This is a genomic window from Simiduia aestuariiviva (assembly GCF_014192475.1).
Classification (GTDB): domain Bacteria; phylum Pseudomonadota; class Gammaproteobacteria; order Pseudomonadales; family Cellvibrionaceae; genus Simiduia; species Simiduia aestuariiviva.
This window is the reverse complement of the sequence record NZ_JACHXZ010000008.1, coordinates 1-15,853: the sequence shown is the minus strand read 5'-3', so window position 1 is coordinate 15,853 and position 15,853 is coordinate 1. Positions and strand designations below refer to the sequence as shown.

Sequence of the window (15,853 nt, the reverse complement as noted above, 5' to 3'; positions counted from 1 at the left end):
ACTACTGACGTAACTGGCGCATGTGAGCTGCCAGAGGGCGTTGAGATGGTAATGCCAGGTGATAACGTTCAGATGACCGTTACCCTGATTGCACCAATCGCTATGGAAGACGGTCTGCGTTTCGCGATTCGCGAAGGTGGCCGTACTGTTGGCGCCGGTGTTGTTGCAAAAATCATCGAGTAATCGGTGAGTTCAAAGAGGTCGGAGCTTCGGCTCCGGCTTTTTTGTAAGTAAGTGTTATTACAGGCCAGTAGTTCAATTGGTAGAGCACCGGTCTCCAAAACCGGGTGTTGGGGGTTCGAGTCCCTCCTGGCCTGCCATTATAATTTGAGTAGTTAAGGGTAAGTTCCCTGATGAACGCGAAAGTAGAAGCTCCAGCCTATCGGTTCGACCTAGCAAAATGGTTCCTTGTGGTTGCCATTGTTGCAGCGGGCGTTGTGGCTAATTCGCAATTTGCGGATGTAGCCTTGCTTTACCGCGTCTTGGGTATGGTAGCTGCCGGATTGGTGGCGGTTTTTGTTGCCGTCAATACTGCTAAAGGTGCTGCATTTTGGGGTTTGATGAAAGAGGCCCAAATTGAAGTGCGCAAAGTGGTTTGGCCTACTCGTGAAGAGACGAATCAGACAACGTTAATTGTGTTGGCAGTTGTGTTGGCAATGGCGCTGATTCTCTGGTTTATCGACACAGTGCTGGGTTGGCTGGCATCACTGATTATCGGCTGATAAATAAGGGTGAGCAATGGCTAAGCGCTGGTATGTAGTACACGCCTATTCTGGGTTTGAAAAGAAAGTTGCCGTTTCGCTGAAAGAGCGTATCGAGCTGCATGGCATGCAAGATGTGTTTGGTGATGTGCTGGTTCCCACCGAAGAGGTGGTTGAGATGCGCGGCGGCCAAAAGCGCAAGAGCGAGCGGAAATTTTTCCCCGGATATGTGTTGGTGCAAATGGAGTTAAATGATGACTCCTGGCACTTGGTTAAAGAGACGCCCAGAGTGATGGGTTTTATTGGTGGCAAGGCTGATAAGCCGGCACCAATTACCGAGAAAGAAGCGCAGGCAATTTTACAGCGTGTGGATGATTCCGCGGACAAGCCGAAGCCGAAGACTATCTTCGAGCCGGGTGAGATGGTTCGCGTTTGTGATGGCCCGTTCAATGACTTCAATGGAGTTGTTGAAGAGGTGAATTACGAGAAGAGTCGCCTGCGGGTAGCGGTGCTAATTTTTGGTCGTTCGACACCGGTCGAACTTGAGTTTGGTCAGGTAGAAAAAACCTGATTTAAAACGACGTTTTTCAACCTTCCTGTGCTGAAAAGTGCGGGAAGGTTTTCGTGTCTCCGGGGTTTTTGTTGTATTTCGGAGGCTGGGGAGCCAGTGACAAAAGCTTCGCCAAAGGCTTTTCGAGGCGCTAAAACCCGACTATGGGAGTAAATCATGGCTAAGAAAATCAGTGCTTACATTAAGCTGCAGGTTGCAGCAGGTAAAGCAAATCCGTCGCCACCAGTAGGTCCTGCTCTGGGTCAGCACGGTGTTAATATCATGGAGTTCTGTAAAGCGTTTAACGCACAGACTCAAGAACTAGAGGCTGGTGCCCCAGTGCCCGTAGTGATCAGCGTATATAGCGATCGCTCGTTCACTTTCACCATGAAGACGCCGCCCGCGTCTTACTTGTTGAAAAAGGCTGCAGGCATCAAGAGCGGTTCACCGCGTCCAAACACTCAGAAAGTTGGCACAGTTACCCGTGCTCAGCTGGAAGAAATCGTTAACATGAAGCGCCCCGATCTGACCGCTGCTGATATGGACGCTGCATTGCGTACTATCGCCGGTTCTGCCCGTGCCATGGGCCTTGAAGTGGAGGGTCTGTAAGATGGCTAAATTGACAAAACGTCAGCGCGCAATCCGTGAAAAAGTAGATTTCGCCAAGCAGTACGGTATTTCTGAAGCCGTTGCTTTGCTAAAAGAAATTTCAACTGTGAAGTTTGCTGAGACTGTTGATGTGTCCATTAACTTGGGCATCGATCCACGTAAATCTGATCAAGCCGTACGCGGTGCTACTACCTTGCCGCATGGCAATGGTAAAGATGTGCGTGTTGCCGTGTTCACCCAGGGTGCAAATGCTGAAGCGGCTAAAGCTGCTGGTGCAGAGTACGTGGGTATGGAAGAGCTGGCTGCGCAGATCAAGGGCGGGATGATGGATTTCGACGTGGTTATCGCCGATCCAGCAGCGATGCGCGTTGTGGGTCAGTTGGGTCAGGTGTTGGGTCCTCGCGGCTTGATGCCAAACCCCAAGACTGGCACCGTGACTCCCGATGTTGTGACTGCGGTTAACAATGCCAAGGCGGGTCAGGTTCGCTACCGCGCTGAGAAGGGTGGCATCATCCACGGCGGCATCGGTAAGTTGTCCTTCGACGAGAAGGCGCTGAAAGAAAACTTGGAAGCATTGGTTGGCGATCTTAAGCGCGCTAAGCCCGCTTCTTCAAAAGGCGTATACCTCAAGCGCATTACCCTGAGCACCACTATGGGCCCAGGTCTTGTGGTTGATCAGTCTTCGCTGGAAATTTAATTCCAGCACAACAAACTTTGGGGGCCGGCATTGCCGGTCTGTCAAAGACCGTAGGTGGGCACGTAGTGTGTCCTTAATCGCATCGTTGTGCGGTGTAGCCTACGCAGATGGTGGCCCAATTCAGTATTTAGCTGGATTTGATACACCGGAAAATGCAGCGGCGAAGTGTGTATTCTCGTCGTTGATTTGTTAACGATTAGCACTGCTAATCAAATCCAGGAGAAGATCGTGGCACTAGGACTCGAAGACAAAAAAGCGATTGTCGCTGAGGTCCAGGAAGCTGCTAAGAGCGCTCTGTCTGCTGTTGTTGCTGATGCACGCGGTGTAACCGTGTCCAACATGACAGCGCTGCGCAAAGAAGCCCGTGATAACGGCGTATGGCTCCGTGTCGTACGTAACACACTGGCTCGTCGCGCAGTAGAAGGTACTGACTTCGCGTGTCTAAATGACGCGTTTGTTGGTCCAACTCTGATCGCATTCTCTAACGAACACCCAGGCGCCGGTGCGCGTATTCTGCGTGATTTCGCTAAGACGAATGACAAGTTGGAACTGAAGTCAGCCGCTTTCGAAGGCGGTTTGGTTGATGTGAATCTGTTGGCAAGCTTGCCAACTTATGATGAAGCAATCGCCAAGCTGATGAGTGTTATGAAAGAAGCAGCTGCTGGCAAGTTGGTTCGCACTATTGCGGCCATTCGCGACCAGAAAGAGCAAGCGGCGGCTTAAGTCCTTTTGGACTGTCTGCCTGCTAAAACATTTTTTGAGCGTAAGCTCACACAATTTAGGAAATGAGTCATGTCTTTGACAAACGAAGATATCATGAATGCAATTGCTGAAATGTCTGTAACTCAGGTTGTAGAACTGATTTCAGCTATGGAAGAGAAGTTTGGCGTATCTGCAGCTGCAGCTGTTGCTGTTGCTGGTGGCGATGCTGGCGGTGCTGCTGAAGAGAAGACCGAGTTCGACGTTGTTCTGGTTGCTGCTGGCGACAAGAAAGTTAACGTGATCAAGGCTGTTCGCGGTATCACTGGTCTTGGCTTGAAAGAAGCCAAAGAGCTGGTAGACGGCGCACCAAAAACTCTGAAAGAAGGCATTGCCAAGGCCGAAGCCGAAGCAGCCAAGAAAGAGTTGGAAGAAGCTGGCGCAACTGTAGAGCTGAAGTAATTCGGTTTTGCATGCTAGCAAAGTCAGTAGATAGTGCTGGCTTGGGCTGGTGGGGCGATAAACCCCGCCGGCCTTTTGCCGTTTGCGGTCAACGTTAAAGACCGAAGAGTGATGCAGGCGCTTGGCGCTGCAGATCATGCTCACAGCGTAACCGCTGATGAAACAGTAGCAATGAAGTGCTGTAAGCGCTTCTAGGCTCAGAGATTCCAAAAGCCCAATTCGTGAACAAGCTGGGGAATACTGATGGCTTACTCATATACTGAGAAAAAACGTATCCGCAAGGACTTCGGCAAACTGCCGAGTGTAATGGATGTACCTTACCTCCTGGCGATTCAGTTGGACTCCTACAGAAAGTTTACCCAGGCAGATACGTCTGCCGATGCGCGCACAGACTTCGGTTTGCACGCTGCATTTAAGTCGGTATTCCCAATTGTGAGTTATTCGGGGAACGCAGCCCTGGAGTACGTTAGCTATGCCTTAGGCAAAGCGGCGTTCGACGTTAATGAATGTATTTTGCGTGGCGTGACTTATGCTGCACCGCTGCGCGTCAAAGTTCGGCTGATCATTTACGACAAAGAGTCAGCGAACAAGTCTATTAAAGACATTAAAGAACAAGAAGTTTACATGGGTGAAATTCCGCTCATGACTGATAACGGCACATTCGTTATCAATGGCACTGAGCGCGTTATCGTTTCCCAGCTGCACCGGTCGCCCGGTGTATTCTTTGATCACGACAAGGGCAAGACGCACTCATCCGGTAAGTTGTTGTTTACAGCGCGAGTCATCCCTTATCGCGGCTCGTGGTTAGACTTTGAATTCGATCCAAAAGATCTGGTGTTTGTTCGCATCGACCGTCGACGCAAGTTGCCAGCAACCATTTTGCTGCGCGCTCTTGGTTTTACGTCCGAGCAAATGCTCGATATGTTCTTCGAAACCAGCAAATACTCCGTTACTAAAGACGGCGATTTTGTATTGGAGCTTGTGCCCTCTCGTCTGCGTGGTGACGTTGCTACCTTCGACATCAAAGACAAGAAAGGCAAGGTACTCATCGAAGAGGGGCGTCGAATTACCGCGCGCCATATTCGCGACCTTGAAAAGGCTGGTATCACCGAGCTTGTGGTGCCAAACGCATATTTAGCTGGCAAGGCGTTGGCCAAGGACATTGTTGACGAGAAAACCGGCGAGCTGCTGTTTGAGTGCAACACTGAGCTGACTGACGAAGTGCTTGAGGCGCTGCGTGAAGCCAACGTAGGTGCGGTTGAAACACTCTACACCAATGATATCGATTGCGGTCCGTTCATCTCTGAAACACTGCGCGTAGATCCAACGCGTACGCCGCTGGAAGCACTGGTAGAAATTTACCGCATGATGCGCCCGGGTGAGCCGCCAACTAAAGAGTCTGCTGAAACGCTGTTTCAAAACTTGTTCTTCAGTCAAGAGCGTTACGATCTGTCTGCCGTGGGCCGCATGAAGTTTAATCGTCGTCTCGGTCGCGAAGATGAGACGGGCGAGGGCACGCTGTCGAATGACGATATCGTCGATGTGTTGAAAACCCTGATCGAAATTCGCAACGGCAAAGGCGTTGTGGATGACATCGATCACTTGGGTAACCGTCGCGTTCGCTCTGTGGGCGAAATGGCAGAAAACCAATTCCGTGTTGGTTTGGTTCGTGTTGAGCGCGCTGTTAAAGAGCGCTTGTCTATGGCGGAAAGCGAAGGCTTGATGCCACAAGATCTGATCAACGCTAAGCCAGTTGCGGCGGCAGTGAAAGAATTCTTTGGTTCTTCACAGTTGTCTCAGTTTATGGACCAAAACAACCCGCTGTCAGAAGTGACGCACAAGCGTCGTGTTTCTGCGCTTGGCCCAGGCGGTCTGACCCGCGAGCGTGCCGGCTTTGAGGTGCGCGATGTGCATCCAACGCACTACGGTCGTGTTTGTCCGATTGAAACACCTGAAGGTCCAAACATTGGTCTGATCAACTCGCTGGCTACTTACGCGCGCACTAATGATTACGGCTTCTTGGAAAGCCCCTATCGCAAAGTGGTCGATGGCAAGGTAACAGACGATATTGAGTATCTATCTGCCATTAACGAAGCCGAGCAAGTCATTGCCCAGGCCTCTGCGAAAGTTGATAAGAAAGGCAAGTTGTCCGAGGAATTGGTTTCCGTTCGCCACCTCAACGAATTCACCTTGAAGGCGCCCACCGAAGTGACCTACATGGACGTCAGTCCACGTCAGGTTGTATCGGTGGCGGCATCTTTGATTCCATTCTTGGAACACGATGATGCGAACCGCGCATTGATGGGTTCAAACATGCAGCGCCAAGCTGTGCCGACCTTGAAGGCAGAGAAGCCTTTTGTGGGAACCGGTATGGAGCGTCACGTTGCCGTTGACTCGGGTGTCTGTGTCGTTGCTAAGCGTGGTGGTGTTATCGATCGCGTCGACGCATCTCGCATCGTTATCAAGGTTAATGATAGTGAAGTGGAGACGGGTGATGCGGGTGTGGATATTTATAACCTCACCAAATATACGCGCTCTAACCAGAACACTTGTATCAACCAGCGCGCCATTGTTAAAACGGGCGATGTCATTGCTCGCGGTGATGTGTTGGCTGACGGTCCTTCCGTAGACATGGGCGAATTGGCCCTTGGGCAGAATATGCGTATCGCATTTATGCCTTGGAATGGTTACAACTTTGAGGATTCCATTTTGGTTTCCGAGCGGGTTGTACAGGAAGATCGTTTCACCACCATTCACATTCAGGAACTGACCTGTATTGCTCGCGATACCAAATTAGGTAGCGAAGAAATTACAGCTGATATTCCGAATGTCGGTGAAAGCGCGCTCGCTAAGCTTGATGAGTCAGGCATTGTCTATATCGGTGCCGAAGTTGGCGCGGGCGACATTCTGGTCGGCAAGGTGACACCAAAGGGTGAGACACAGCTGACACCAGAAGAGAAGTTGCTGCGTGCAATCTTTGGTGAGAAGGCCTCTGACGTAAAAGATACATCTTTGCGTGTAGGTACGGGCACTCGCGGTACTGTTATCGATGTGCAGGTGTTTACTCGCGATGGTATCGAGAAAGATCAGCGCTCGGAAGAAATTGAAAAATCTCAGCTTGATAAGGTCCGCAAAGACCTGAACGAAGAATACCGCATCATGGAAAATGCCACCTTCGAGCGTCTGCGTGCAGCGCTAGTGGGTCAAAAGGTGTCTTCTGGCAAAGGCGTTAAGAAGGGTGAAGTTCTCACCGATGAAATTCTAAACGAATTGCCCTTTGATCAGTGGTACAAGCTGCGTATGGCAGATGACGCTCTGAACGAGCAGTTGGATGCCGCTGAAGCTGGTTTGATTGAGCGTCGCAAGATTCTTGACGAGCGTTTCGAAGATAAGAAGCGCAAGTTGGAAACTGGCGATGATCTGGCGCCCGGCGTACTGAAGATCGTAAAAGTTTACCTGGCTATCAAGCGTCGCATTCAGCCCGGTGACAAGATGGCCGGTCGTCACGGTAACAAAGGTGTGATTTCCGTAATCATGCCTGTGGAAGATATGCCCTATGACGAACATGGTGTGCCAGTTGATATCGTTCTGAACCCGCTGGGTGTTCCCTCGCGGATGAACGTTGGTCAGGTGCTGGAAATGCACTTGGGTATGGCCGCTAAAGGTTTGGGCGACAAGATTAACACCATGCTTGAAGAGCAGCGCAAAGTGGCTGAGCTTCGCAAGTTCCTCGACGAAATGTACAACAAAACCGGTGAGGCTTTGGAAAAGGCTGATCTGAGTAAGTTTACTGACGAGGAAGTGCTAGAGCTGGCGCATAACCTGCGCAACGGTGTCCCGATGGCTACGCCAGTATTTGATGGTGCAGCAGAGACGGAAATTAAGGCGTTATTGCGCCTTGCCGACTTGTCCGATACCGGCCAGGTTCAGCTGTACGATGGCCGTACCGGTGATGCATTCCAGCGTCATACTACGGTTGGCTACATGTACATGCTGAAGCTGAACCACTTGGTAGACGACAAGATGCATGCCCGTTCCACTGGCTCCTACAGCTTGGTTACTCAGCAGCCGCTGGGTGGTAAGGCGCAGTTCGGTGGACAGCGCTTCGGTGAGATGGAGGTCTGGGCGTTAGAGGCATACGGTGCCGCTTACACCCTGCAAGAAATGCTTACCGTGAAATCGGATGACGTGAATGGCCGTACCAAAATGTATAAAAACATTGTTGACGGTGACCACCGGATGGAGCCAGGCATGCCTGAGTCCTTCAACGTGTTGGTGAAAGAAATTCGCTCACTCGGCATCAACATGGAGCTGGAGCACGACTCCTAATCCACCGTTTGGCATGACATTTAAGGGCGGGGGGTAACCCCCGCTGGCACACCCGGAGCTATAACAGCCCATTGGAGGAAGCGCCTTGAAAGACTTACTAAATCTGCTGAAGTCCCAGGGACAAGTTGAAGAATTTGACGCGATTCGTATTGGTCTGGCCTCGCCAGATATGATTCGCTCTTGGTCATTTGGCGAAGTTAAGAAGCCAGAGACCATCAACTACCGCACGTTCAAGCCAGAGCGTGAGGGTTTGTTCTGCGCCAAGATATTTGGCCCAGTAAAAGACTATGAGTGTTTGTGCGGCAAGTACAAGCGCATGAAGCACCGTGGCATCATTTGTGAAAAATGTGGCGTAGAAGTTACGCTCGCCAAAGTGCGCCGTGAGCGCATGGGCCACATTGAATTGGCATCGCCCGTTGCACACATCTGGTTCTTGAAGTCGCTGCCAAGCCGTATCGGCTTGTTGTTGGATATGACCCTGCGCGATATCGAGCGCGTGTTGTATTTTGAATCTTACGTGGTAACCGATCCGGGTATGACTACCCTGGAGCTGGGTCAGCTGCTGAACGATGAGCAGTACTTCGAAGCCATGGAAGAATTCGGCGACGAGTTCGATGCATCCATGGGTGCCGAAGCTATTCAGAAATTGATGGCGGATATCGACCTTGATCGCGAGATTCAGTTCCTGCGTGAAGAGATTCCCAACACCAACTCTGAAACCAAAATTAAGAAGTACTCCAAGCGCTTGAAGCTACTTGAGGCGTTTGCCAACTCTGGCAATAAGCCTGAGTGGATGGTGCTTGAAGCATTGCCAGTGCTGCCGCCAGATCTGCGTCCTTTGGTACCGCTCGACGGTGGTCGTTTCGCGACTTCTGATCTGAACGATTTGTACCGCCGCGTAATCAACCGTAACAACCGTTTGAAGCGTCTGCTGGATTTGTCTGCGCCAGACATCATTGTGCGCAACGAAAAGCGCATGCTGCAGGAGGCGGTAGATGCATTGTTGGATAACGGTCGTCGTGGCCGTGCCATTACGGGTTCCAACAAGCGTCCACTGAAATCTTTGGCTGACATGATCAAAGGTAAGCAAGGTCGCTTCCGTCAGAACTTGTTGGGTAAGCGCGTTGATTACTCCGGTCGTTCTGTGATCGTTGTGGGTCCAACCTTGCGACTGCACCAGTGCGGTTTGCCAAAGAAAATGGCATTGGAATTATTTAAGCCGTTTATCTTCAGCAAGCTTGAGCTCAAGGGTTTGGCAACCACAATTAAAGCTGCCAAGAAAATGGTCGAGCGTGAAGAGCCCGTCGTTTGGGATATCCTGGACGAAGTGATTCGCGAGCACCCGGTGCTGCTTAACCGCGCGCCTACCTTGCACCGCTTGGGTATTCAGGCGTTTGAGCCGGTACTCATTGAAGGTAAAGCCATTCAGTTGCACCCGCTTGTTTGTGCGGCTTACAACGCCGACTTTGACGGCGACCAAATGGCCGTGCACGTACCCTTGACCATTGAAGCGCAGCTAGAAGCGCGCGCGCTGATGATGTCAACCAACAACATCCTTTCACCAGCCAACGGTGAGCCGATTATCGTTCCTTCGCAGGACGTTGTATTGGGCTTGTACTGGATGACCCGCGAGCGCATTAACGATACTGGCGAAGGCATGATCTTTGCCGACGTCAAAGAAGTTAACCGCGCGTTCCACGGTAAAGTGGCTGGCTTGCAGGCCAAGATCAAAGTCCGCATCAATCAGGTTACTTTCGGTGAGCAGGGTGAGCGGATTGAAGTTTCCAAAGTCGTTGAAACGACCGTAGGTCGCATCCTGTTGTGGGAAATTGTGCCGGAGGGTATTCCTTTCGACATGGTTAACAAGCCCATGGTTAAGAAAGCGATCTCGGCCATTATCAACTTCTGCTATCGCCAGGTTGGTCTCAAATCCACGGTCATCTTTGCTGATCAGCTGATGTACATGGGTTACGAGTACTCCACGAAGTCTGGTTCGTCTATCGGTGTGAATGATTTCGCTATTCCCGATGCGAAATACCAGATTGTTGAGCGCGCAGAAAACGATGTTAAAGAGATTGAATCTCAGTTTGCTGCAGGCTTGGTAACTGCTGGCGAAAAATACAACAAGGTCATTGATATCTGGTCGCGTGCAAACGATCTGGTAGCAAAGTCCATGATGGAAGGCATCAGTAAAGAAGCGGTAACCAACAAGGCCGGTGAGGAAGAGTTTCAAGACAGCTTCAACTCCGTGTTCATGTATGCCGACTCAGGTGCTCGTGGTTCACCAGCGCAGATTCGTCAGTTGGCCGGTATGCGTGGCCTGATGGCGCGTCCAGATGGCTCTATCATCGAGACTCCCATCACTGCGAACTTCCGTGAAGGTCTGAACGTACTCCAGTACTTCATCTCGACTCACGGTGCGCGTAAAGGTTTGGCGGATACTGCACTTAAGACAGCTAACTCCGGTTATTTGACTCGCCGTTTAGTGGATGTTGCACAGGACGTTGTTGTCACCGAAGTAGATTGCGGAACCGACGAAGGTCTGACCATGTCGCCCGTTATTGAAGGTGGTGATGTGATCGAATCCTTGGGTGATCGTATCTTGGGTCGAGTGGTTGCGCGCGATGTTGTGCGTCCAGATTCCGATGAGATTTTGATCCCCGCTGGCACCATCATTGACGAAGAGTGGGTCAAGCGCGTTGAAAAAATGGGTATCGACGAGGTAATGGTGCGTTCGCCCATTTCCTGTGAGACCCGCCAGGGCATTTGTGCCCAGTGTTACGGCCGTGATCTGGCTCGTGGACACCGCGCGAACATGGGTGAATCCATCGGTGTTATTGCGGCCCAGTCTATCGGTGAGCCAGGTACTCAGTTGACCATGCGTACCTTCCACATTGGTGGTGCGGCGTCACGAGCTTCTGCCGCGGATAGTGTGAGCGTTAAGCAGGAAGGTACCGTGCGCCTCCATAACATCAAGGTGGTTAGCCGCCCAGATGGTCACCTAGTGGCGGTTTCGCGTTCGGGCGAATTGGCGGTTGCCGATAGCAATGGCCGCGAGCGTGAGCGCTATAAGATCCCTTACGGCGCCATAATTACTGTTAAAGAGGGCGAGGAGGTCGATGGCGGCCAAGTCATCGCCAAGTGGGATCCGCATACGCACCCCATCGTTACGGAAGTGGCGGGTCAGGTGGCGTTCTCCGGTATGGAAGAGGGTCTTTCAGTTCGTCGTCAGACTGATGAAATGACCGGCTTGTCCTCCATTGAAATTTTGGACCCCGCGGAGCGTCCGGCTGCTGGTAAGGATCTCAAGCCTGCCATTACGCTGTTGGATGAGAAGGGCAACGAGCTTTATCTGCCTAACACCAATGTGCCAGCGCACTACGCCTTGCCGGCTAAGTCGATTCTGTCACTTAGCAACGGTGACAAAATTGCCGTTGGTGACATTTTGGCGCGTATCCCGCAGGAAGGTTCGAAGACCCGTGATATTACCGGTGGTCTGCCGCGCGTTGCCGATTTGTTTGAAGCGCGCAAGCCGAAAGAGCCGGCCATTTTGGCGGAAATTTCAGGTACCGTTAGCTTTGGTAAAGAGACCAAAGGTAAGCGTCGCCTGGTTATTACGCCCATTGATGGTCAGCCATTGGCGGACGGATCTACTCACTACGAGGTGTTGATTCCGAAGCATCGCCAGCTAACCGTGTTCGAGGGTGAGCAGGTGGCGAAGGGTGAAGTTGTGTCTGACGGCCCAAGTAACCCTCACGATATTCTGCGTTTGCAGGGTGTCGAGGCGCTCGCACGTTATATCACCAACGAAATTCAGGACGTTTACCGCCTGCAGGGTGTGAAGATCAACGATAAGCACATTGAGACAATCTGTCGTCAGATGCTGCGTAAGGTTGAAATCACTAGCATGGGTGACTCCTCGTTCGTGAAGGGTGAGCAGGCTGAATACCATAAGGTGCTTGAAGAGAATGAGCGCCTGCGTGCCGAAGGCAAGCAGCCAGCCACTTATGAGCGTCAGCTGCTGGGTATCACCAAGGCCTCGCTGGCCACTGAGTCGTTCATCTCCGCGGCCTCCTTCCAGGAGACTACGCGCGTGTTGACCGAAGCAGCGGTAACTGGCAAGCGCGATGATCTGCGCGGCTTGAAAGAAAACGTTGTCGTAGGTCGTCTGATACCCGCGGGTACCGGTTTGGCCTATCACAATGATCGCCGCCGTAAGCGCGATGTCGCTCCAAACGAGGGCGGCGTGAGCGCGGCTGAAGTTGAAGCGGCGTTAACAGAGGCCTTGAAGTCTAGCGCTAGCTAGATTTTGGGCTCAAATGGGGTGTAGGGCAGTCGACTTGGTTCGGCGTTTTACACCTTGACTGGGGCGGGGGGCGTCTTTACAATGCGCCTCCCGCTTTTTCTGAGTGGGGCAGGTTTCTGCCTGCACTTTTAACACCGTTACCTGTTGGGTGACGATTTATAGTTTGTGGAGTTTATTTTCATGGCAACGATCAACCAGTTGGTTCGTAAGCCGAGAAAACGTAAGGTTGTTAAAAGCGACGTTCCTGCATTGCAAGCCAATCCGCAGAAGCGTGGCGTTTGTACCCGCGTTTACACCACTACCCCTAAGAAGCCAAACTCAGCTTTGCGTAAGGTTTGCCGTGTGCGCCTGACCAACGGCTTTGAAGTAACTTCTTACATAGGTGGTGAGGGTCACAACCTGCAAGAGCACAGCGTAGTGCTGATCCGTGGCGGTCGTGTAAAAGACTTGCCAGGTGTGCGTTACCACACTGTGCGTGGCTCCTTGGATACCGCTGGCGTGAAAGATCGCAAGCAGCGTCGTTCCAAGTATGGTGCCAAGCGTCCTAAGTAATCCCAGATTACTGAAGACATACGTTTTCGGTTGAACCGAGTAAGGCTAAGCGCGCTTGCCCCGTTGAAGTGATTGAAAGCCCAGGCTTTTCGGGCATTTGAACAGCGGTAAGAGTGGAGTCTTAGAGAAACCTAAAGATAGAGGCGATTTAAAATGCCAAGAAGACGCGTCGTCGCAAAACGCGAAGTATTGCCGGATCCAAAATTCGGCAATGTAACGCTGGCGAAATTTATGAACCACGTAATGATTAGTGGTAAGAAGTCCGTCGCCGAGCGCATCGTTTACGGTGCCCTGGAGATCGTTCAGACCAAACTGAACCGCGACCCACTGGAAGTCTTTGATGAAGCGCTGGAAGCAATTGCTCCGCTGGTAGAGGTTAAGTCTCGCCGCGTGGGTGGTGCGACCTATCAGGTGCCCGTTGAAGTGCGTCCTGCTCGTCGTGTAGCGCTGGCTATGCGCTGGTTGGTAGATTACTCACGCAACCGCGGTGAGAAGTCTATGCCCCAGCGTTTGGCGGGTGAGCTGATTGACGCCTCACAGGGCAAAGGTGCTGCTGTGAAGAAGCGTGAAGACGTTCATCGCATGGCCGAAGCCAACAAGGCATTCAGCCACTACCGCTTCTAAGCGGCAGGCATTGACACTAAAAGGCAGCTTTGGCTGCCTTTTAGTGCTCATGTAGACGACTTTTTGGGGATATCGCTGTGGCACGTAAGACGCCTATTTCACGTTACCGCAATATCGGGATTTGTGCGCATGTTGATGCGGGCAAAACCACGACCACCGAACGCGTGCTGTTCTATACCGGAATGTCCCACAAAATTGGTGAGGTGCACGATGGTGCGGCCACCATGGACTGGATGGAGCAAGAGCAAGAGCGCGGTATCACCATTACATCCGCAGCCACCACCTGTTTTTGGCGCGGTATGGATGCTCAGTTCGATGAGCACCGAATCAATATTATCGACACCCCCGGTCACGTAGATTTTACCATTGAGGTAGAGCGCTCCCTGCGCGTGCTAGATGGCGCCGTTGTGGTGCTGTGTGGCTCATCAGGTGTGCAGCCACAAACTGAGACCGTATGGCGCCAGGCGAATAAGTACGAAGTGCCGCGCATGGTGTTCGTCAACAAAATGGACCGCGCTGGCGCTGATTTTCTGCGCGTAGTGGGTCAACTTAAAACACGCTTGGGTGCAACCCCCGTTCCTCTGCAGATGACCATCGGTACGGAAGAAAATTTCCGTGGTGTCGTGGACTTGGTCAAGATGAAGGCCATCATGTGGAGTGAGGCGGATCAGGGTACTACCTTCGTCTACGAAGAGATCCCTGCGGAGCTTCAGGCCCAGTGCGAAAAGTTGCGTGAAAATCTCGTTGAGGCGGCCGCGGAAGCCTCCGAAGATTTAATGAATAAATATCTTGAAGGCGAAGAGCTGACGGAGGCCGAGATCAAGCAGGCCATTCGCCAGCGCACGCTCGCCAATGAGATTGTTCCGGTGCTCGGCGGCTCCGCCTTTAAGAATAAAGGCGTGCAAGCAGTGCTGGACGCGGTGATCGAATACCTGCCTTCGCCCACCGAAGTGAAGGCTATCGACGGCGTGCTTGATGATGGCGAAACTCACGCCATTCGCGAGGCCGACGATGATGCGCCGTTTGCGGCGCTAGCGTTTAAAATCGCCACCGATCCCTTTGTTGGAACCCTGACGTTTTTCCGGGTTTATTCCGGCAAATTGGTGACCGGCGATCAGGTGTTTAACCCGGTTAAGGGCAAGAAAGAGCGTATTGGTCGCATGGTGCAAATGCATGCGAACAATCGACAGGAAATTAAAGAGGTGTTGGCGGGCGATATTGCCGCTGGCATTGGCTTAAAAGATGTGACCACGGGTGACACCCTGTGCGACATCAACAAGCAGATCACCTTGGAGCGCATGGAGTTTCCGGACCCCGTTATCTCGGTAGCCGTGGAGCCGCGTTCGCAAGCAGATCAAGAAAAAATGGGGGTTGCGCTTGGTAAGCTGGCGCAGGAAGACCCATCATTCCGCGTTCACACCGACGAAGAGACGGGTCAAACCATTATCTCGGGTATGGGTGAATTGCATCTAGACATCATTGTTGACCGCATGCGCCGTGAATTCAGCGTTGAGGCCAACATTGGTAAACCACAGGTCGCCTACCGCGAAAAAATCACGAATACCTGCGAGATTGAAGGGAAGTTCGTGCGGCAGTCAGGTGGACGTGGTCAGTATGGGCATTGCTGGATTCGCTTCGAGCCGGCAACAGATTCCAATGCTGAAAAAGTGGAGTTTGTCAGTGAGGTTGTGGGTGGTGTGATTCCAAAGGATTACATTCCCGCTATTGGCAAAGGCATCGAAGAGCAGTCAAAAAATGGCGTGTTGGCGGGCTACCCATTGCTGGGTCTAAAAGCCACCGTTTACGACGGCTCTTTCCATGATGTTGACTCCAATGAAATGGCGTTCAAAATCGCTGCCTCAATGGCCACGAAGAAGTTGGCGCAACAGGGTGGTGCGGTGCTGCTTGAGCCGATGATGAAGGTTGAAGTGGTAACGCCGGAAGAGAATATGGGTGATGTAGTCGGTGACCTTAATCGTCGCCGGGGTCTGATTCAGGGTATGGAAGACAGCCCGTCAGGCAAGATAGTCAATGCTGAGGTACCGCTGGCCGAGATGTTTGGTTATGCAACGGCATTGCGCTCTGCAACCCAGGGTCGTGCAACTTACGCTATGGAGTTTTTGCACTACGCTGAGGCGCCCTCCAATGTCGCGCAGGAAATTATTGCGAAAAGCAGGGTTTCCAGCGATCACTAATTCAGAATCCAATTTAGAAATCTGAGGTTATTAAAATGGCTAAGGCTAAGTTTGAACGTAACAAGCCCCACGTAAACGTGGGCACCATTGGTCACGTTGACCACGGTAAAACCACGCTGACCGCAGCTC

General features: G+C 51.9%; 13 protein-coding genes and 1 tRNA gene. All 14 read left to right on the top strand.

The window, feature by feature from the left end; all coding sequences use genetic code 11:
• On the top strand, positions 1 to 183 hold a 183-nt coding region (locus FHS30_RS16895; protein ID WP_484592902.1), incomplete at its 5' end, for an EF-Tu C-terminal domain-related protein.
• A 61-nt stretch (positions 184 to 244) separates the two neighbouring features.
• Positions 245 to 320, top strand: a tRNA-Trp gene (locus tag FHS30_RS16890).
• A gap of 33 nt (positions 321 to 353) precedes the next feature.
• The gene (gene secE / locus FHS30_RS16885) at positions 354 to 722 is read left to right on the top strand and encodes a preprotein translocase subunit SecE (RefSeq protein ID WP_183911709.1); all 369 of its coding nucleotides are present in this window, start codon (positions 354 to 356) and stop codon (positions 720 to 722) included.
• Between the two features lie 16 nt (positions 723 to 738).
• On the top strand, positions 739 to 1,272 hold the full coding sequence (gene nusG, locus FHS30_RS16880; protein WP_183911708.1) for a transcription termination/antitermination protein NusG: 534 nt from the start codon (positions 739 to 741) through the stop codon (positions 1,270 to 1,272).
• A 156-nt stretch (positions 1,273 to 1,428) separates the two neighbouring features.
• The gene (rplK, locus tag FHS30_RS16875; protein ID WP_183911707.1) at positions 1,429 to 1,860 is read left to right on the top strand and encodes a 50S ribosomal protein L11; all 432 of its coding nucleotides are present in this window, start codon (positions 1,429 to 1,431) and stop codon (positions 1,858 to 1,860) included.
• Position 1,861: 1 nt separating this feature from the next.
• The gene (rplA, locus tag FHS30_RS16870) at positions 1,862 to 2,557 is read left to right on the top strand and encodes a 50S ribosomal protein L1 (RefSeq protein ID WP_183911706.1); all 696 of its coding nucleotides are present in this window, start codon (positions 1,862 to 1,864) and stop codon (positions 2,555 to 2,557) included.
• A gap of 228 nt (positions 2,558 to 2,785) precedes the next feature.
• Positions 2,786 to 3,280 carry a 50S ribosomal protein L10 gene (rplJ, locus tag FHS30_RS16865; protein WP_183911705.1) on the top strand — a complete coding sequence of 165 codons (495 nt, stop codon included), beginning with the start codon at positions 2,786 to 2,788 and terminating at the stop codon, positions 3,278 to 3,280.
• A 69-nt stretch (positions 3,281 to 3,349) separates the two neighbouring features.
• Entirely contained in the window at positions 3,350 to 3,718 is a 369-nt protein-coding gene (gene rplL / locus FHS30_RS16860) for a 50S ribosomal protein L7/L12 (RefSeq protein ID WP_183911704.1), read from the top strand.
• A gap of 243 nt (positions 3,719 to 3,961) precedes the next feature.
• Entirely contained in the window at positions 3,962 to 8,047 is a 4,086-nt protein-coding gene (gene rpoB / locus FHS30_RS16855) for a DNA-directed RNA polymerase subunit beta (RefSeq protein WP_183911703.1), read from the top strand.
• An 85-nt stretch (positions 8,048 to 8,132) separates the two neighbouring features.
• Positions 8,133 to 12,353: a DNA-directed RNA polymerase subunit beta' gene (gene rpoC / locus FHS30_RS16850; RefSeq protein ID WP_183911702.1), complete on the top strand. Its 4,221-nt coding sequence runs from the start codon at positions 8,133 to 8,135 to the stop codon at positions 12,351 to 12,353.
• Positions 12,354 to 12,533: 180 nt separating this feature from the next.
• On the top strand, positions 12,534 to 12,905 hold the full coding sequence (gene rpsL / locus FHS30_RS16845) for a 30S ribosomal protein S12 (protein ID WP_015047189.1): 372 nt from the start codon (positions 12,534 to 12,536) through the stop codon (positions 12,903 to 12,905).
• Positions 12,906 to 13,058: 153 nt separating this feature from the next.
• On the top strand, positions 13,059 to 13,529 hold the full coding sequence (gene rpsG, locus FHS30_RS16840) for a 30S ribosomal protein S7 (protein WP_183911701.1): 471 nt from the start codon (positions 13,059 to 13,061) through the stop codon (positions 13,527 to 13,529).
• A 77-nt stretch (positions 13,530 to 13,606) separates the two neighbouring features.
• The gene (fusA, locus tag FHS30_RS16835; protein WP_183911700.1) at positions 13,607 to 15,724 is read left to right on the top strand and encodes an elongation factor G; all 2,118 of its coding nucleotides are present in this window, start codon (positions 13,607 to 13,609) and stop codon (positions 15,722 to 15,724) included.
• A gap of 35 nt (positions 15,725 to 15,759) precedes the next feature.
• Positions 15,760 to 15,853, top strand: a 94-nt coding sequence (locus tag FHS30_RS16830; RefSeq protein ID WP_017397055.1) for a GTP-binding protein, incomplete at its 3' end; no start/stop codon positions are given.